The sequence below is a fragment of the Kribbella sp. NPDC051620 genome (genome assembly GCF_044453825.1).
Taxonomy (GTDB): Bacteria; Actinomycetota; Actinomycetes; order Propionibacteriales; family Kribbellaceae; genus Kribbella.
Genome location: NZ_JBITDB010000003.1, coordinates 952,217 through 971,470, shown reverse-complemented (window position 1 = coordinate 971,470; position 19,254 = coordinate 952,217). Strand labels below are relative to the sequence as shown.

The following is a 19,254-nucleotide window of genomic DNA, read 5'->3' as shown; positions in this document are numbered from 1 at the left end:
GTTTGGAGGAGGGCAGCAAGGGGGCTCCAAGGTAGGTGGAGCCCTGATTAAAGGCAGGTCAGAACATGGAGCACTACTTACTTTCTTGGCGCAAAGAAGACACGGCCAAGTCGGTCAGAGCCAGCCGCGCTCGCGAGCCTGCCAGCCGAGCTGCAACCGGGAGCGCGAGTTGGTCTGCTCCATCAGCAGTTGTACCCGCCGCGCGACCGTCCGGCGGCTGATCCCGAGCCGTGCCCCGGCCGCGTCGTCGGTCAGCCCGGCGACCAGGAGTGACAACAGGTACCGGTCTTCGGCGGACATCGTCGCCTCGGCGGTCAGCTCGTCCGCCGCGGTCACCGACAGCGGGCTGGCGCGCATCCAGACGGTCTCGAAGAGCGCGACCAGTGCGTCCAGCAGGCTGCTCGGATGGACCAGCAGAGCCGCGTCGTGCGCGGACGTCGTCCAGTCCAGCGGCAGCAACGCCAGATCCCGGTCCGCGATCGCGAGCTTGGTCGGTACCGTGTCGGCGATCCGGGCCTGCTCGCCCGCCTCGACGTGGGTGACCGTGCTCGCGGACAACAGCCGGTCCTCCAGCGCCGTACTGTCGTAGACGACCCGATACGCGACACCCGCGGCCTGGCGGTTCAGCTGGGTCCTGTTCACCTCGGCCGACGCGACGTACGGAGCTGCGACCAGCCCGCGGAACTCCTTCTGGGCGGACAGCTGCACCCGGTCGAAGGCCCAGCCGACCGCGTCCTGGCCGGAGACGATCTCGATCAGCTCCTCGGTCCGCCGGCTCGTGGGCTTGCGGTACGCCTCGGCCGCCAGCCGTTGAGCCGCCTCGCGAGTCCGGATCAACTCCTGCTCCTGCTGCCGGATGAACTGCTCGACCGCCAGGTCGGGTGGCACCGCGACGACCAGTTCCTGCGGCGGCGGAGTACGGTGCACGAACCCTTCACGCTGCAGGGCCGCGACGGCCCGGCGTACCTGGGCGATGCTCAGGCCGACGCGCTCGGCGAGCTGGGGGACGGAGGCGCTGCCCTGCCGGACCAGCGCAAGGTAGGTCGCCTCCTTGGACTCGGGAAGGCCGACGGCCTTCATGACAACCCTGCCGTCGAGAACTCGCGCATGGCTCTTCGTATCACCGCAAGCCGAGCTGCGTCAGCCTTTTCCCGGCTGATCTCACTGCGGCGCTTGCAGCCGGTCGCGGATGCGTTGCTCGAACTGCGCTTGGGTGGTGTCGATGTGCTGGGTCATCGCGGTCGAGGCCTTGTCGGGATCACCGGCCGCGATCGCTTCCGCGATGTGGACATGTTGCTGTGCCGCGACCTCGAGCGAGCCGGGCAGGCCGCCCGCGAACAGCAGCCGGTCGGACTGCTCCTTGAAGTCCCGCAGCTTCGAGACCGCGGCCTGCAGGAACACATTGCCCGAGGCCTCGGCGACGGCGTCGTGGAAGGTCCGGTCGTACTGCCGGAACGCCTCGTGATCGGAGTAGGCGGCGACCGACGCCTCGGCCGCCGTCCGGATCGTGTGGACCTGGGCCGGCCGGGCCGACGTCGCCGCCAGCCGGGCCGACTCGGCCTCGATCAGCCGTCGGTGGTCGAACAACATCGCCACGTGCCGCAGATCGGTCGGCTGGAAGTAGCCGACCTGGTCGTCGGCCTGCTGGTTGGTGGGCACGGACACGAAGATGCCCGCGCCCCGCCGGGTCTGCAGCCGGCCGACGGCCGCGAGAACCTTGATCGCCTCGCGCGTCACCGAGCGGCCGGTGCCGAGCAACTCGGCCAGCGCCTTCTCGGTCGGCAACCGGTCGCCGGGCCGCAGGCCCTGCTCCGCGATGTACGTGACGAGCTGCTCGGCGACGAGTTCGTAGCCGGGACGGTAGGGATCAAGGTTCTCGGGCATTCAGAAACCGCCGTAGATCTGGAGTTCGTAGATGCTGCCGCCGTTGAAGTTGGAGCCGGTGACAGTCAGCTTGACATACCGGGCCTGAACGGCGGCCGTCCGGATCGACGGATTGCGCCGCACACTCGTGGCCACCGCGGTGTGGTCGTCGAACATCGACCAGTTCGTGCCGTCGAGCGAGTACTCCAGCTTGTACTTGTACCCGCTCGGCAGCTCGAAGTTGGTGACGATGCTCTTCACCGCGGTCGGGGCGCCCAGGTCGACCTGGAGCCAGGACGGGTCGGGCAGCCCGAGCCCCTGCGCCCACCGCGTGGACAGGTCGCCGTCGACGGCCAGTGCCGGGACGTTCGGTTCGGAGTACGACGAGACCGTGACCGGCTTGCCGACCGCGATCCCGGCCTCGGCCGGAGTGGTGACCGTCGTCGCCGGGCTCGGCGGCGCGGCGTTCAGGTTCACGTCACGGGCCACGACCGTGTAGCTGTGCGTGGAGCCGGCGGCCAGGCCGTCGACGCGCAGTTGGTTCAGCGGGGTGGTGGCGATCCGCTGACCGTCCTGGTAGACGACGTAACTGGTCACGCCGACATTGTCCGTGCCGGTCGGCCAGCTGAGGTCGATGGTCGTCGGCAGCAGCACGTTCGCCGTCGGCTTCGGCAGCGCGGCCGGCGGCTGCTGGTCGTCGGTGATGACGGCCGGCTTCCCGTAGGCCTCGATCTCGTAGATGCTGCCGCCGTTGAAGTTGGAGCCGACGATGGTGAGCCGGAGATACCTGCCCCGCACCTGAGCGGCCGCGTAGTTGTCCGACTGGGTCGTCGCGGTTCCGGTGTGGTCCTCGAACATCGTCCAGTCCTGGCCATCGGGCGACACCTCGAGCTTGTACCGGTAGCCGCTGGTCAGCTCGAACGTGGTGATCACCCCGGTCAGGTCGTACTGCGCGCCGAGGTCGACCTGCAGCCAGGACGGATCGGGCAGCCCGAGTCCTTGCGCCCACCGCGTCGACAGCTTGCCGTCGACCGCGAGGGAGGGGACGTTCGGTTCGGAGTACGAGGAGACTGTGACCGGCTTGCCGAGGGCGAGGTCCGCGCCGGCCGGCATTGTCGCCGTGACGCTCTGGCTCTTGCCGGACTCGTTGCCGACCGCATCGCGGGCGCTGACGGCGAAGGTGTAGGTCTGGCCGGAGACGAGACCGGTGATCCTCGCCGACGGCTCCTTCGACGCGCTGGTGAGCTTGCCGTTGACGTAGATCGAGTAGCCGGTGACACCGACCGCGTCCGTCGAGGCCGGCCAGGTCAGGTCGGCGATCGTCGGGAAGCTCGGCTGGACGACCGGTGTGCCCGGCGTGGTCGGCGCGAGCTGGTCGGTCGGCGCCGGCTGCGGGTCGAGGTACCGGTACGCCGGTTCGAGCCCGGCGTTGTCGACGATCGACGCGGGCAGCTGCTCACAGCCCGGGACGACCGGGTTGTTCGCGATCGTCGAGTTGATCGTGTTGGCCTGCGTCGCCGACCGGGGCTGGGTGGTGAAGTTGTGCTGGGCGTCGATGTCGATGCCGTGGTTGAGGAACAGCCACAGCGCGTCGACGTTGCACAGCGCGTTGCCGGTCGTGGTGAAGCCGCGGCTGCCCTCGTCGTGGTAGATCGCGCCGTACGCCGGGCCAGGGGTGTTCTTGATGTAGTTGCCTTCGACAACACTGTTCGGCTGCATGCCGAGCGTGTAGATCGCGCCGCCGTCGGCCTGGTGCTTCATGATGTCGCTGATCGCGTTGTCGCGGATGATGTTGTTCTTCGCGGTGGTCGGGGTGTCGTAGATCGGGATGCCGAAGTTGCCCGGGTAGTTGGTGTCACCGCCGACGTCGGTGTTGCCCCAGCCCCAGCCGACCGAGATCCCGGAGTACGGGAGGTCGTAGATCTTGTTGTGCTCGATCACGGTGTGCTCGGTGTAGCCGGCCAGGATCGCGAGCGAGCCGCTGTAGTCGGCGGCCGCCCTGGTGATCAGGTTGTTGCTGACCAGGGTGTCCTTGGTGATCGCCCGGGCATCGCTCGGGTGGTGATCGATGATGTCCGTGCCGCCGACCTGGATGCCGGTCGCGGCGACGTCGCGGACGATGTTGCCGCGGATCGTCGTACCCTGCGAACCGGTGTTGAGGTTGAGGCCGACCGCGCCGAGATGGGTGAACGTGTTGCCGGTGAAGGAGATGTTCCGGCTGTGGCCGACGTTCACCGCGCCCGGGGTCTTCTCCCAGTACAGCCGGGAGGCGTCGAAGTCCTTCCAGCCGGTGCCGTTGATCCGGAAGCCGGCCTGACCCTCGACCATGCCGTCGTCGCTGCTCGGCGCGAGCCAGGTGGAGTAGGAGAAGGTGATCCCGTCGAACTGGATGTTCTGCACGGGATCGGTGATGGACCCGGTGACGTCCACCAGGTTCTGGACCTGGGGAACCACGACCGTAGCGGTGGTCGGGCTCTGGCCAGGCTTGGGCATGTAGTAGACGTCACCCGTGCTCTTGTCGAGGTACCACTCGCCGGGCGAGTCCAGTAGCTCGTACGCGTTCTCGATCCAGGTCGGGTTCTGGATCTCCTGGCCTTCGTGCAGGTTGGCGTTGTAGTAGCAGGGCTGCTGCATCGTCACCGTCGTGCCGACGGCCGACTGGACCGGGCAGCGGTAGTGCATCCAGCCCCAGCGGCTGTCGACCTCGATGTCGCCCTGGTTCTTGAAGCTCGCCAGGCTGCGGGTCGTGTCGGTGTAGCCGGTCGCGGTCTTGGACCAGCCGGGCGGGTTCTCCGGGCCGCGTGCGCGCTGCTGGCGTTCGCCGTTCACGTAGAACTGGCGGAAGTCGATCGAGCCGACATGCGCCTTGTAGATGTTCTTGGCCGGGTCGGACAACGTCCAGCCGGTCACCAGCCGGCCGCCGTCAATGGTCACCGACGTCCCGGGCAACGCCTGGTAGATGACCTTGTGCCCGTTCCGCCCGGAGTCCTGGCTGGTGAGCTGGAAGGTGCCGGTACGCCGGTAGTCGCCCGGCAGCAGTACGACGTGGATGTCGCCGCGCTGGTGCTTGGTCAGCTTGCGGACCTGGTCGCGCGCCAGTTCGAGCGAGCTGAGCGGGCGGCTGAGACTCCCCGACCCGCCCGTGGCGTGGGCGGCGGGGGAGACGTACAGGGTGGTCGGGCCGGTGGCCTCAGCGGGCGCGGCAAGGAGTGCGGTGGGAACCAGCAAGCCGGCGAAGGCAGCGAGCAGCCGGCGCGGAACGTTTGGCATTGACGGGCCAATCGATCGACGATGGGGGATGAATCAGGTTCATTCGCCGGAAGAATCGCACACTTCGCCGGTGAGTGGAAGATGAATCGGGTTTATTTCAGTCCGAGTTGAACCAGGACCACTTCTCGGTCTTCAGCGGCACCCCCGCCTCGGTGAACCAGCGCGCCACCCGGTCGCGGTTCTCCTCCAACGGAAGGTGGTCGGCCAGCTCACCCCTGGCCGTCACGGCGGCGAAGCTCGCGACCAGCCGCTCGCTGAGGGTGCCGCTCGTCGGCTGCCCGAGCCGCTGATCGAAATACTCGACGAGCGCCTCAGCCGAGCCGAAAGGCGTCTGAACGCTGTAGGCGTACTCGCGCCCCGTGTCCGCCGAGCCGGGTAGATAGTCGTAGTGCTCGGAGAAGTGAATGCCCGCTTTCTCGTCGGTCGCGTCCAGGGTGAGCTTGAGCGTGAAGATGCAGTTGGTCCGCTCCCGGTACACGCTGAGCAGCGTCTCCTTCCAGTCGTGGCCCCAACTCTTGAACTCCACGCCGGCCGCCGTCAGCCAGCCGGCGACCCGGTCCCGAACAGCCATCGGCCGTCCCGGCGCGAGCTCACCCCGCTCAGCGAGTACGCCGAACGCCCGCACCAGCCGGTCGTCGACACTCAGCCCCTCGGCCTGCTCGCCCACCCGCGCTTCCAGCCAGCCCAGCAGAGTCTCGGCCGCAGTCCACGGAATCTCCACCTGATAGTGACCGTCACGATAGGTCTGATCGGAGACGCCATAGCTCTCCTCGAACCGAAGCTGCTTGTTGTAGCTGCCGATCGAGAGTGACACCGTGACGAGTCGGTCACCGCCCCGCGGCTGTTGCAGCAGGACTTCTCGGCGGTCGTACCCAGGCGGGCCTTCGGCCCATTCGACCCCGGCTGCTGCCCGCCAGCGCGCGACCTGGTCCCGGGCGGTCGCTTGCCCGGCTCCCGGGTCGAGCCGGCCACCGGCGATGGCCTCCTCCAGGCAGCGAATCAGGAGATCCTCGGGGTCCGCGGGCTCATCGGCGATGCCCAGTTGCTCTGCCAGATAGGCGGCCAGTACGGGCAGATCGCCGTACGCCATCGGCACTGTGTAGGTGTAGCCGAGCACCTCGTCCGGCGCGCGGTACTCCTCCGTGAAGGTGAAATGGTCGTTGTCCCGGCCGACGGTGCGGAAGTCGATGCTGTACATGACTGACCGGTCGGTGCCCGCCTGAGGCACCCGCAGGAGGACGTGCTCGCGCTCGATCCGCCGGTGCGCGCCGCCCTCGACCTCGATCCATTCATGCGACAGGCCCGCCTTGTGGAACCAGCGTCCGACGGCGTCGCGGATCGACCAGAGGTCGTAACTGCTGAGGTCATCCTGTTCCGCCTTCGCCCGGGCAGCCGTCCCGAGTCGCTGCACGTCGGCGCCCACGACCGGGCCGGTGCCTTCGAGGAAGCCGGTCAGCGTCTCGATCCCGGTTCCCCGGATCAGGGCCTGGTCCTCTTGCTCGGGCGTCTTGAGCGGGCGGTAGGTCAGTACGAACTCGATGTCGTCGGCCGCGGACACTTCGAGCACACCGGCAGGCATCCGCGAGTTACCGGCCGTCCTGAGGATCTCCATGGCCCCAAGTTATGGGCCAATGGGGTCTGACAACCGATCTCCGGGCCGTTCCGTATTCATCGGTGACGGGATGAGCGAGGGGATGTGGGATGGCACGAGACGCTGAGTTCAGCGAGTACGTCGGGCAGCGCCGGACGCAGTTGCGGCGGATCGCGTACCTGCTCTGCGGAGACGTCCACAAGGCCGAGGACCTGGTCCAGACGGCGCTTCTGAAGCTGTATGTCGCCTGGCCGAAGGTCCGGCGGGCCGGGAACGTGGACGCCTACGCCCGGCGGATCCTGGTGAACTCCGGGATCGACGAGAGCAGACGGCCGTGGCGCCGCGAGGCCCCCGGCCTGGACGGCGTCGACGTCCTGATGGCCGACGACTTCGCCGTCGAGGACCGGCGGGCGCTGATCGAGGCGCTGGCCAGTCTGCCGATCGGCCAGCGGCAGGTGGTGATCCTTCGGTACTTCGTCGGGCTGTCCGTCGAGGAGACCGCGGCCGACCTGCACTGCAAACCAGGCACGGTGAAGAGCCAGTGCTCCCGCGCCCTGGCCCGGCTCAACGAATTGCTGACCGCCCAGTTCGGGGCAGTGGGAGGAACCGACCGATGATCGACGAGAAGGAACTGTCGGATCGGCTCGCGGACGCCGCGAGCGCCCAGGACAATCTGTTGCCCAGGGCACTGAGTGACGACCTGGCGGCCGGCCGCCGCCGTCTGCGCCGGCACCGTGTACTGACCGGCAGCGGTGTGGTCGGGGGCGCGGCTGCGGTCGCGGTACTGGTGCTGGGGATGACCAGCTGGCTGTCGACCAACGCTGGGCACAGTAGTCCCCCGGTCGGCGGACCGACCGGCAATGCCATCGCGCCGAACGACGTCCGGGAAGTGGATGCCGCCTTCAACGGGAAGATGCGGGGACTGTTCGCCAAACACTTCGATCCGGGCGTGCGGCACCTCACCTTCGAGAACGCGGCCTTCGCGGTCAACCGCCAGCCAGGGCAAGAAGCAGTCATCGGCCAAGCAGGCTGGAAGATCGCCGGCCAGCAGGGCAGGAGCCTGATCGACCTCGGTCTCTACGGATCCGGCGACGGTCCGGGCTGCGGCCACGTCGAAGGACTGAAACCGGTCTGCCACAGCACGACGATGCCCGACGGCGGATCGGCGACGATCGGCAGGGTGGGCGATCGGGCGGAGATCCAGTACCGGCAGCCCGATGGTGAGGTCGTCTACCTCGCGGTCCGTCCGTGGTTCGGGACCGGCACGACGACCGGGGCGCACGAGATCGGGATCACCGACGCCGAGCTGATGTCCTTCGTCGCCGACCCCGAGTTGAACCTGCCGCCGATGACCGCCGAGGAAGTGGCTGCCGAGCAACAGCTGAAGGACTATGCGCCCCACACCGACGAGGTCCTCCGCGAGACGAATGCGATCCTGCCAGGTGACACGGTGGACCCGCGGCGGATCCAGGAGATCGCCGGGAGGTACATCGCCGTGCTGGACTGGACGAACGGTTCGCTTGCGGCGACGGTCGAGTTCGGGGCGAACGCCAAGCCGAGGGCCCGTACCTGCGAAGTCCAGCTGTCCGTGCCCAGTTGCACACCGCTGACCTTGCCGGACGGCAAGAAGCTCCAGTACTACCAGGGCGCTCGGTCCTACGGGGACGGACTCAAGTATGTGATGGGCGCGACCTACGTGCAGCCCGATGGCGACCTTGCCTCGGTCCGCATTCTCTACCCGGGCACGGCTCTGCCGGCCGGAGCCGCCACCAAGGACCAGTTGATCGAGTTGGTGACGGACCCGGTCTTCGACAAGTAAGGATCCTCGTCAGCCTCCGAGGCCGGGGGTGTCGGTCCAGGTGGTGTCCGCGTCGTAGCTGCCGGCGCCGTCCCACGGATTGGCGCCTCCGGCAACGGCTATGTAGACGAGCTCGTTCGCATGGCGCACGTAGTGGGTCGGGTAGTTGAACGACTGCAGAGAGACGTTGCCGGTACCTCCGGCCCGCGGCGGTTGCGCGCAGAACGTCGCGTCCTTGGCGAAGGTGGAGGTGCCGTCGTTGGGGTCCTTGTAGATGCGATAGCCGCGATGGCGCAGGAACTGTCCGGGGAAGTTGCGCGACTCGAGCGAGTAGCAACTGCTCTCGGCCAATCCGGCGCGGATGACGAAGCTCGCGTCCTGCCGGGCTTGCAGCGGTGAGGCGGCGTCGATCACGTCCGTGCGGGCAGCGCCGTCCTGATGCCGAAGGTACCGATTCGTGTAGCCGGCGGTGGTCACCCGGAACGATCTGGTCTGCCCTTCGGCCAGGTCGGCGCCACTGCGCCACCAGCCTGGTACGACGTTCCACGTCGCGTCCTCGCGGAAGGAGCCGCCCGTGTCGCTGTCGAGCCAGACCTCTGCGTTGCGGTGACGGAGATAGCGTCCGGGCAGGTTCTTCGACTCGAGCGACGTACCGCCGCCGCTGAGCCCTTCGCGAGCGCAGAACGTCGCGTCGGCGGTGAAGGTGCCGCCCGTGTTGGCGTCCTTCTGGATGCGGTTGTTGAAGTGGCGGAGGTATTGGCCGGGGAAGTTGCGCGACTCGAAGGAGTAGCAGGCTGCGTCGGCGAGGCCCGGGCGGACCCAGAAGGTGCTGTCCTGCTTGAGTCCCTTGCTGCTGGCGGTGTTGACCACCTCGGTCGCGGCCAATCCGTTGGCGTGCCGGAGGTACCGGGTGGTGAGGCCTGTCGTGGTCACCTGCAGGGACGCGAGTTTGCCGGTCGGCAGCACGGTGCCCTTGGCGGCGGCGATCACCTTGAGGTTGACCTCGCGGACCTTGGCGAAGTCCATCTTGCGGACCTGGCGGTCGTAGGTGAAGAAGCCGTTGATCTCGTCCTCGACATCGGTCGGCTCGGTGTAGACGCTGCCGGACAGGCCCGAGCCGGTGATCAGGTCGGTCAGCTGGCTGGTGATCTGGACGTACCGGTTGGTGAGGGCCTCCGAGGTCGGCAGCATCTCGTAGGCGAAGGTGTTGCCGCTCGACCACTCGTGCTCTGGGACGTGCAGGCCGAGACCGCCGTACTCGCCCAGTTGGAGGACACGGGTGGATGAAGGTGCCCGGGCGACTGCCGGGCCGACGTACATGTGGTCGTCGATGATGTCGCCGTTGCCGGGGTCGGGATCGGAGTCGCAGCAGTTCGAGCCGGAGTTGTGGTTGACCAGGCGGGTCGGGTCGAGCGACTTGACCAGGTCGGTGATCCGGCCGGCGTCGTACTCACCCCAGCCCTCGTTGAAGGGGATCCACTGGATGATCGAGGTGATGCCCTTGTGGTTGTCGATCAGCCGGCGCAGCTCGGTCTCGTACCGGGCCTGGCCGGTGGCCGAAGCGTTGCGACCGGCAACGAGTGCGGGCATGTCCTGCCAGACCATCAGGCCGAGCTTGTCGGCCCAGTAGAACCAGCGGGCGGACTCGACCTTGATGTGCTTGCGGACCATGTTGAAGCCGAGCGCCTTCTGCTGTTCGAGGTCGAAGCGCAAGGCCTCGTCGGTCGGCGCGGTCGAGAGGCCGTCGGGCCAGTAGCCCTGGTCGAGGGTGCCGAGCTGGTAGACGAACTTGCCGTTGAGGGTCGGACGGAGGACGCCGCCGAGCGTGGCCTTGCCGACGGATCGCATCCCGAAGTACCCGCCGACCGTGTCACCGCCGGCAAGGGTGACCTTGAGGTCGTACAGGTAGGGATCGTCGGGGGACCAGAGCCTGGGGTTGGGGACGGGGATGCGGAACTGGGTGCCGGTGGTGCCGGTTGCTTGGCCGACGAGCTGGCCGTTCTGGAGGACTTGTGCGGTGACGGTTTGGCCGGCAGTGCCTTGGACGGTGAGGTCGAGAGCGCTGGCGGCGACGTTGGGGATGGTGTCGAGGCGGGTGATTCTGGCGGCGTTGGTGGGCTCGAGCCAGGCGGTCTGCCAGATGCCGGAGGTCGGGGTGTACCAGATGCCGCCGCGGTTGAGGCGTTGCTTGCCGAGCGGAATGTCCTGGGTGTCGACGGGTGCCCAGACGCCGACGATGATCTCGTTCGATCCGGCGCGGAGGGCTGTGGTGATGTCGTAGGAGAAGGCGTCGTAGCCGCCTTCGTGGGTGCCGAGCAGGGTGCCGTTGACCCAGACCTTGGACTGCCACATGACGGCGCCGAAGTTGAGTTGCACGCGTTGGCCGGACCAGGCCTGCGGGACGGTGAAGGTGCGGCGGTAGTACATCCGCTCTTCGTGTCGCTCGATGCCGGAGAGCGCGGATTCGATGGGATAGGGGACGAGCACTTCCTCGTTGAGGGTGGTGCCGGTGGGTGGGTTGTCGAGGTTGGTGGTGGGTGCGAACTGCCAGATGCCGTTGAGGCTTTGCCACTGCGTGCGGGTCAGTTGGGGTCGCGGATATTCCGGCAGCGGGTTGGTCGTGGACACCTGATTCGACCAGGGCGTCGGCAGCCGTGGAGTCTTGGGAGCGAACTCGGCGACTGCTTGTGCGGATACCGAAGGTGCCAGTAGGGCCGTCGCGATGAGAGCCACCGCCAGCATGAGGCGCCTCATGGGGTCGCGTTCAGAAGGTCCAGGGCGCTGTGCTGGCGGGCTGCGTCCAGTTTGTCGACGGGGCCGTACCAGTGGAGGCCGTACTGGTCCATCGCCGTTCGGTCAGAAGCGAAGGCTCGGTCGGATTGCTTGCGGAGGTAGGTGGTGTAGGGGTGGTCGGAGAGGGCGGCGTTCAGTTTGCCCAGGCCACGGACGTGCGCGCCTTTGAAGGAGGGGCCGTCGCCGCCGCAGTCGCCTGACTCGCAGGGCTCGCGGAGGATCCCGTCCGCTGTGTTGAGGCCTGACGACGTGGTGGCGGCGTCGGCTATTTGGCGGGCGGTGGTCAGGTACGCGGTGTTGTTGGTGGCCTTGGAGAGCTCGGTGAGCGCACCCAGGAGGACGCCCTGGTTGTAGGTCCAGGCGACGTCGCCGTTGTTCTTGCAGGTGGAGAGGTTGATGCCGTCGTTCACCAGATGGGAGCTGTTGATCATGCCGGTCTGCTGGAACCAGGTCCAGCCGGCCTGCGCCCGTTGCAGGTACGTCGTGTCGCCCGAGATCCGGTTGTGGAGGGCGGCGCTGAGCTGGATGTAGAGCGAGTTGGAGATCGCGTTCTTGTACGTCTTCGCCTCACTCCACCAGACCCCGCCACCACAGGTGTTGTCCCAGTACGCCGCCATGTGGTCGGCATCCGCGCGCGCCGTCTGCAGGTACCGGGCATCACCGGTGTAGTCGTACGCGGCGATCCACGCGAGACCCCACCAGCCGGTGTCGTCGATGTAGTCGTTGCGGAACTGCCCCTCCGCCTTGTTGAGGTTCAGGTCGTAGGTACGCCCGATCGCGTACCGGTAGCTGTTCATCCCCGACACCCGCGCGTTGTCGATCACGGCGGTCAGCGCGTTGGCCGCGTTCCACCAGCCGGTCGTGTCGAAGAGCCCGGTCGACCGGTTGTAGAACTGCATCTGCGCCGTCGCCGCGGCGGTCCGCCGGTCCCACGCGTTCCAGGTGGTCCGCGCCCACGGCGTACAGGCGATGTCGGCCCGGTCACCGGCCTTGCCGCAGGCCCGCAGTGCGCCGACACCTTCGTTGTTCCAGTCGTCCACGTTGAACATCTGCGTTCGCCAGCCGCGCTGTCCGGCCGGTACCACCGTGTTGCCGAGCCGGCTCCCACCGGACCAGGTCCGGCCGCCGTCCATCGAGCGGTCCAGCCAGACCTCGTCGCCGGGGTTGCCGTTCTCGATCGAGGCCCAGCCCATCGCGTCGGCGTCGTCGAAGTGCAGCCGCAGCGTGCGGCCGAAGATCGTCGCCGAGACGGGTGACCGGTCGCCCGGGGACAGCGCCGGATCGCGAGCGTCGCAGTACTTGTTGCAGATGGTCGCGTTCGCCGACATCGTCACCGCCTGGGTGGAGGGTGCGGGCGCCGGCGGTGGAGCGCCGGCCGGGACGGAGATCGCTGTCAAGAGGGCGGAAACGATTCCAACAATCATGAGTTCTCCCTGGGGCGGTAGGAAGAGAGCGTTTTCACGAAAGTAGACGCAGGCTGTGAGGTCGTCAATACTGCACGTGATCGAAACTAATCGAACTTTGAGGGAGTGCGATGTCCGCCCGTCGCCTGAACTTCATCGCTGCGCTCGCCCTGCTGTCCGGCGTGCTGGTCGCTGTCCCGGGAACCGCCGGCGCAGCTGACGGCCCTGCCGACGTGCATACCTATCTGGAGGATCCCGGCCGGGTCGCCGAGGGCCAGGTCGCGCCGCACAGCCGGCTCTGGCCGTACGCCGACGACGCGTCCGCCGTACGAGCCGAAGGCTCGCCGTACGTGCGGTCGCTGGACGGTTCGTGGAAGTTCAAGCTCGTCGACAAGCCGGGTGACGTGCCGGCCGGCTACCAGCTCCCGGGGTACGACGACTCCGGCTGGTCGACGGTGAATGTGCCGCACACCTGGCAGAGCGACTTCCTCGATCACCCGATGTTCCGCAACATCCCCGAGGAGGTCTGGCCGGACGCGCCGCCCAACGTGCCCCGGGACGTGAATCCGACGGGTGCCTACCTGAAGACGTTCACGGTGCCCGCGGATGAGGCCGGCCGTCTGCAGTTGCTGCGGTTCGAGGGCGTGACGAGCGGATACTTCGTCTGGGTCAACGGGAAGTACGTCGGCTATGACCAGGGCGGCTACAGCCCGGCCGAGTTCGACATCACCGACGTGGCGCACGCTGGACGGAACCTCGTCGCGGTACAGGTTCATCGGTGGGGCTCGGGGTCGTACCTCGAGGACTACGACCAGTGGCGGTACGCCGGGATCTTCCGCGACGTCTACTCGTACTCGGTGCCTGCGGCAAGGATCCAGGACGCCTACGTGACAACGGATCTGGACGCCTCCTACCAAGACGCGACGCTGACCGTCGATACCGAGCTGGCGGGGGCCGAGCCGGGGTCTGTGCTGACTGCGATGCTTCGTGATCCTTCGGGTGCGGTTGTGACGACGTTGACTGGCACCGGCCCGAAGCTGAGTGGGGTCGTGCACAGTCCGGCGAAGTGGTCGGATGAGACGCCGACGCTCTACAGCCTGGTCCTTTCGTTGAGTGATCCGTCCGGCACTGTCGTGCACCGGACCAGTCAGCGGATCGGCTTCCGCGAGATCGAGGTGCGGGACAAGCAGATCCTGCTGAACGGCAAGCGGATCCTGTTCCGCGGCGTCAACAGGTCGGAGACCGATCCGAAGACCGGCCGGCACATCACCCATGAGGCGATGGAGAAGGACGTCCGGCTGATGAAGCAACTGCACATCAATGCCGTCCGCACTTCGCACTACGAGAGCGACCCGTACTGGTACGAGCTCGCCGACAAGTACGGCCTGCTGATCGACGACGAGGTGGACATCGAGACGCACGCGCACGAGTCCTGCCCGTCGGTCTGCCTGGCCAGCAAGCCCGAGTGGCAGGCGGCGTACCACGACCGGTTCGAGGCGATGGTCGAGCGCGACAAGAACCACCCGAGCGTCGTCTTCTGGGATACCGGGAACGAAGCGGGCCTGGGCACCGCGCACTACGCGATGGCGGAGTGGGCCGACGCTCATGAACCAACCAGGTTGTTGTACCACCAGTCCAACTCGCCCGACGGCGATGCGCCGTACGCCGATGTCGCGGGTCCGCGCTACCCGACGCCGGCCTCGCTGGAGAACAAGGCGAAGACGTTCAGCAAGCCGATCGTGATGGGCGAGTACGCCCATGCCATGGGCAACGGCCTCGGCAACTTCGACCAGTTCTGGGCGCTGGCCCGCAAGTACCCGTCGATGCAGGGCGGCTTCATCTGGGACTGGGCCGAGCAGAATCTCGAGCAACCGTTGCTCACGACGCCGGACTCGTCTGCTGGGAAGGTACAGGCGTTCTTCGTCGGCAAGCCGTCGCTGACTCTTGGACATGAAGGTAAGGGCATTGACCTGTCCAGCTTGGACGACTTCGTCGACGTCTTCCGGTCGCCGTCGTTGGAAGTACCTGGGCCGTTGACCCTCGATGCGTGGGTGAAACCGGGCAGCTGGACCGGGTCGATGCCGATCCTGACCAAGGGACAGCAGTACGCGCTCCAGCAGCCGAACGCCTCGACGCTGGAGTTCCGGGTCACCTTGAACGGGCAGCAGAAGACGGTGACCGCGCCGACTCCCGCGGGCTGGATCGGTAGCTGGCATCGGATCACCGGTACGTACGACGGGACTGCGCTGACCTTGTACGTCGATGGCAAGGCGGCTGGGTCGACGCCGGCCACTGGCACGATCGAGCCGGGCTTGTGGGAGGTGAACGTCGGTCGCAACGCGCAGACGCAGCAGGACCAGGTCGGCAGTCGGATCGCGCATGGTGTCTTTGACCAGGTGCGGATTCTGCGACGTGCTCTCACTGCCGCGGAGATTGTTGGCGGAGCGGATTTCGTCCAGGATGCGGTGCTCGCGCTGGACTTCGAGAGCACGGTCAACGCGGGGCGGTTCCAGAGTCTCGGCATCAGCCTGTCAGGGACTGATGGCCTGGTCGGGACCGATCGCTACCTGCAGCCCGAGACGGTCGAGATGGCCTGGGCACAGTCGCCGTTGCGGTTCTCGTCGAGTGCGCCCGGGGTGGTCACCCTGCAGAACGAGCAGCAGTTCGCGCCGCTGACCTTCGACCTGCGCTGGGCCGTCCGGCAAGCCGATGAGGTTGTCCGGCAAGGGACGCTGCCGGTGACCTTGCCGCCGGACAGTTCCCGCACCGTGGAGTTGCCGGTGGCCGCGGACAACCCGCGGTCGCTGGAGCGGTTCCTCGATCTGGATGCCGTGAGCAATGGCGCGGCGGTCCAACACGATCAATTCCGTCTTGGTGGAACGGTGGTGACCGGAGTTGGTGACAAGCCGGCCTTGGGCCGACCCGCCGTGGTGACCCAGGGCAGCCGAGTCGTCGTCTCGGGCAAGGACTTCACCTACACGTTCGCCGCGGGAAAGCTCGTCTCCATGGTTGCTAGAGGCAAAGAATTGCTGAAGCGCGGTCCCGAGCTGGATGTCTGGCGACCGCCCACCTCGAACGAGACCTACGACTGGGGAACCGCCGATCGGCAGGTCTGGAACGCGCTGGGCATGGATCGGCTGGCCGTGAGTGCTGGTCCTGCTGGGGTGGAGGAGCTGCCCGACGGGCGCGTTCAGGTGACCGCGCCAAGCGTCGCGGCCGCGCCCGGGCATGCTGCTGAGCTGTCGTTCGAGCAGACGATGACCTACACGATCGATGCCGCTGGTGCGATCACCCTGGCCCACCAGGTGACACCACGCGGCAGCAAGCTCACCAACCTGCCGTACCTGCCGCGCGTCGGCTTCTCCCTTCAAGTGCCGCAGACCCTGGGGAAGTTCGCGTACTACGGCCGCGGCCCTGAGGAGAGCTACAACGACAGGGCCTCGGGCACCCGCATCGGTGTCTACCGGAGCACGGTGGACGAGCAGTACGTGCGGTACTCCCGTCCGCAGGCGTACGGCAACCACACCGATACCCGCTGGACGAGTCTCAGTGACAGCCTTAGCGGGGTGCTGGTTGCTGCTTCGAAGGGTGACTCGGTTGACGTGAGCGTGACGCCGTACGACCGGCTGGACCTGGCGGAGTACGACTTCCAGAAGCAACTGGTGCGCAACCGTGGCTGGGTGACGCTGCATGTCGGCGATGCCGAGACGGGGATGGGTGAGACGCCCAACAGCGTTCAGGCGCCGTACCGGATCGATCCGGCCCAGCCGCGCTCGTACTCCGTGACGCTGCGGCCGCTGTCCGCCGCAGAGGCTGCGACGGGCGCACCGGCGATCACTGGGCCGGCCGCTTGCGATCCGACCACTGCGGTCAAGCCTGAAGGTGAGGCGAAGCAAGGTGTGCCGCAGAGCGTCTCAGTGACTGTCACTGGCGAGTGCGCCGAGCCGGTGCGCGGTACCTCGGTGAAGTTAGCGGTGCCGAGTGGCTGGATTGTCTCGCCGGCTGTGGTGTCGCTGGGTGACGTGGTTGCCGGGCAGACGAGGACCGCCTCGTTTGTCGTGACTCCACCGGTCAGCGCAGGCTTCGGCAGCTACTCGTACGTGGCCACGACCAGCTTTGAGGATGGTGGGCCGGTTACTGCGACAGCCAGCGTCGACCTGCCGCTGGCATCCGGGCAGCGCTGGGCCAGCGACCTCCCGTACGTCGGTACGCCGACCAACGGGTGGGGACCGGTCGAGCGGGACACCAGCAACGGCGAGGACGTCGGTGGAGATGGGGGACCATTGCGGATCGGTACTACCGGCTACGCCAAGGGGTTCGGTGCGCATGCCAACTCGGTGATCACGCTGGACGTGCCTGCCGGGTGTACCCGGTTCGATGCGACCGTCGGCCTGGATGCCGAGGTCGGCGGGTCGGGGAGCGTCGGCTTCGAGGTGCGGGGCGACGGCGTAGTACTGGCGTCGACTTCACGGCTGACGGGCGGTGGCAACGGTGTGGCGGTGACTGCCGACCTGGCTGGGCGCTCGCAGTTGCAGTTGGTCGTCAACGATGCGGGGGACGGCAATGGGTCCGATCATGCCGACTGGGCGGCGGCGCGGCTTACCTGTTGAGGGGAGTGAGGGTGGCGCCCGTGCTGAGGTGTGCGGTGAGGTTGGCGCGGGCGCTGCTGGATGGCTGGGCGACCAGGTTTCCCTTGTAGGTATGGCCGTTGAGGGAGATGCGGTCGACGCGGCGGCTGCCGGCGGCCAGCAGGTAGGAGCCGCCGGTCGGTGCCTTCCAGTAGGCCGAGGCCAGGACGTTCTGGTCGAAGCGGCTGCAGGCTGCTGTGTCGACTGCCTTGCCTGCTGGGAGTGCTGGGGTGCCGGGTGCTAGTAGCTCCGCGCTGGCCCAGCCGTTGCCGTTCCAGGTGTCCGAGCGGGTGCAGACCCAGTTGCCGACTCCGCCGCCAGGCAGGGACTGCTGGGCGAAGATCCAGTTGTTGGCGGAGCGGACTCCTTGACCCTGCAGGGCTTCCAGACCACAGGCGGTCTTGGCCCAGCTCAGTAGCGCGGCTGTACTGGTCGCCTCGCGTGGGGAGCGGGCGGCGTCGCTCGACGGTGGTGGCATGTAGGTCAGGTGGACGGGGCTGAGGCCGCCCAGGTAGGTCAGGAGGAACGCGTGCTTCTCGGCGACGGTTGAGGCCGAGCGGAGTTGCAGGGTCGACCAGGAGGCGCAGGTGGGGCGGGCGATCTGGGCAGTGATGCCGTCGGCTCGCGGGAGGTCGGCTGCTGGGGTGTTGGGCTTTACCAGGTTGCGCAGGGTTGCTGTGGCGATCCAGGGGCCGGTTAGGAAGCGGATGCCCTTGGTCGACTCGCTGATGACGACGGCTGCGGCTGTGGTGACGTCTGCGTTGTCGGCTCTGGCTATGACTAGTCCGGTGCTGTCGGTGCTGTCGGTGCCTTCGGTGTAGCGGGCTAGGCGCTGGCCGTCGTACAGGAGGACCACTGGCGTGTTGTCCACGGTGCCGGAGTAGAGGAGTTGGGGGGACTGGATGGGGGCGGCTGTCGGCGTACCGGCTACTGCTGTCACGCCGGTGCCGACAGACCAGGCGTGGAGGGCTCTGGTGAGGAGGGCCTTGTCGGTGAGGCGGTCTCCGCGCGGAGGCCAGGCGGTGAAGTCCAGGCGGGCCGTGTCCTGCCACTTGTTGGCGGGGGTGCGTTGCAGGCCGTCCGCGGTGAGCTTGGGGGCAAGCATCAGCTGGGCTTGTGATGCGGTTAGTGGTTGCTCCTTGCCTGCTGTGGCGAGGAGGGAGATGAGGATCACGGCGGCCAGTACTGCGGTGACAGCGATGGCCACTGCGCGGCCGCTGACCTTGCGGCCCATCAGATCGGTCGGTGCGAGACGGACCGCGCAGGGGTCGGACGATGAGACGTCGAGAGGGTCGTCGGCGGTGACCTCTTCGAGCAGGGCAGCCTCGTTGACCGCTGCTTGCGGGTGCTGGACGCCGATGGCCCGTAGCTGCAGCTCGGCGTCGTCTACGGACAGTTGCTCCGCCCGTACGAGCGCCCAGGCGGCCCGGGCCTGCGGGGTGAGGGTGCTGAGCGCCTGGTCGAGTACCAGGTTGTCCACTGCGCCCAGGCGGGGGAACAGTCGGAGGCCCCAGACCTGCGGTAGCCAGCGGAGCGGAGTACGAGAGGAGGCTTGTCTGATGGCGTCCTGGAGTATCCGGCGACGGAGGAAGCTGATTGCGTCGGTCTCACCGGCCAGTAGTCGCTGGAGGCGACGGCGGTCGGGCAGTGCGCGCTGGACGATGCCGTGCGCGGCCAGGATGCGGCGGTGGCGGCCCAGCGAGGACGGCAGGATCAGGTAGGCGAGCCGGACGAGGGACGGGTAGGCATCGAGCAACGCGGCCTCGACCTCGGCCGGACCGACGGTCTTGCGGTCGGGCAAGACGTGAATGTCCATGACGAGCCCAACGAGTGACAGCGCTGGCAGTCACACCGCCGCCCGAGACGACATTGCGATCGCTTCCTGACAACTCCCTGACATCGTCTTCA

General features: G+C 67.4%; 10 protein-coding genes. 3 read left to right on the top strand and 7 right to left on the bottom strand.

All coding sequences use genetic code 11. The annotated features are described in order from the left end of the window. Positions 1–114: 114 nt before the first annotated feature. The 4 genes from ACIA12_RS17525 to ACIA12_RS17510 all read right to left on the bottom strand — a co-directional run bounded on the left by ACIA12_RS17525 (position 115) and on the right by ACIA12_RS17510 (position 6,745). Positions 115–1,080 carry a winged helix-turn-helix transcriptional regulator gene (locus ACIA12_RS17525; RefSeq protein ID WP_396368021.1) on the bottom strand — a complete coding sequence of 322 codons (966 nt, stop codon included), beginning with the start codon at positions 1,078–1,080 and terminating at the stop codon, positions 115–117. 81 nt (positions 1,081–1,161) lie between these two features. Next, on the bottom strand, positions 1,162–1,884 hold the full coding sequence (locus ACIA12_RS17520) for a FadR/GntR family transcriptional regulator (protein WP_396368020.1): 723 nt from the start codon (positions 1,882–1,884) through the stop codon (positions 1,162–1,164). Then, the gene (locus tag ACIA12_RS17515; protein WP_396368019.1) at positions 1,885–5,133 is read right to left on the bottom strand and encodes a discoidin domain-containing protein; all 3,249 of its coding nucleotides are present in this window, start codon (positions 5,131–5,133) and stop codon (positions 1,885–1,887) included. It lies immediately after the preceding gene. Positions 5,134–5,230: 97 nt separating this feature from the next. Continuing rightward, positions 5,231–6,745 carry a hypothetical protein gene (locus ACIA12_RS17510; protein ID WP_396368017.1) on the bottom strand — a complete coding sequence of 505 codons (1,515 nt, stop codon included), beginning with the start codon at positions 6,743–6,745 and terminating at the stop codon, positions 5,231–5,233. Positions 6,746–6,834: 89 nt separating this feature from the next. Here ACIA12_RS17510 and ACIA12_RS17505 point away from each other — a divergent pair, with 89 nt between their 5' ends. After that, entirely contained in the window at positions 6,835–7,341 is a 507-nt protein-coding gene (locus ACIA12_RS17505; protein WP_396368016.1) for a SigE family RNA polymerase sigma factor, read from the top strand. After that, positions 7,338–8,543: a hypothetical protein gene (locus tag ACIA12_RS17500; RefSeq protein ID WP_396368015.1), complete on the top strand. Its 1,206-nt coding sequence runs from the start codon at positions 7,338–7,340 to the stop codon at positions 8,541–8,543. The genes ACIA12_RS17505 and ACIA12_RS17500 overlap by 4 nt, the downstream gene beginning before the upstream one ends. Before the next feature lie 9 nt (positions 8,544–8,552). On the opposite strand, the gene ACIA12_RS17495 is transcribed toward ACIA12_RS17500, so the two are convergent. Together ACIA12_RS17495 and ACIA12_RS17490 are read right to left on the bottom strand one after the other, a co-directional pair. After that, on the bottom strand, positions 8,553–11,276 hold the full coding sequence (locus ACIA12_RS17495) for an AbfB domain-containing protein (RefSeq protein WP_396368014.1): 2,724 nt from the start codon (positions 11,274–11,276) through the stop codon (positions 8,553–8,555). Further along, positions 11,273–12,739, bottom strand: coding sequence for a glycoside hydrolase family 76 protein (locus tag ACIA12_RS17490; protein WP_396368013.1), 1,467 nt, complete (start codon positions 12,737–12,739; stop codon positions 11,273–11,275). Before ACIA12_RS17490 ends, ACIA12_RS17495 begins: the two co-directional genes overlap by 4 nt. Before the next feature lie 110 nt (positions 12,740–12,849). Between ACIA12_RS17490 and ACIA12_RS17485 the strand changes: the two genes are divergently transcribed. Further along, positions 12,850–17,328 carry a glycoside hydrolase family 2 TIM barrel-domain containing protein gene (locus tag ACIA12_RS17485; protein WP_396368012.1) on the top strand — a complete coding sequence of 1,493 codons (4,479 nt, stop codon included), beginning with the start codon at positions 12,850–12,852 and terminating at the stop codon, positions 17,326–17,328. Here ACIA12_RS17485 and ACIA12_RS17480 read toward each other — a convergent pair. Further along, positions 17,318–19,162, bottom strand: a complete 1,845-nt coding sequence (locus ACIA12_RS17480) for a hypothetical protein (RefSeq protein WP_396368011.1) — start codon at positions 19,160–19,162, stop codon at positions 17,318–17,320. The genes ACIA12_RS17485 and ACIA12_RS17480 overlap by 11 nt on opposite strands. Positions 19,163–19,254 lie beyond the last annotated feature (92 nt).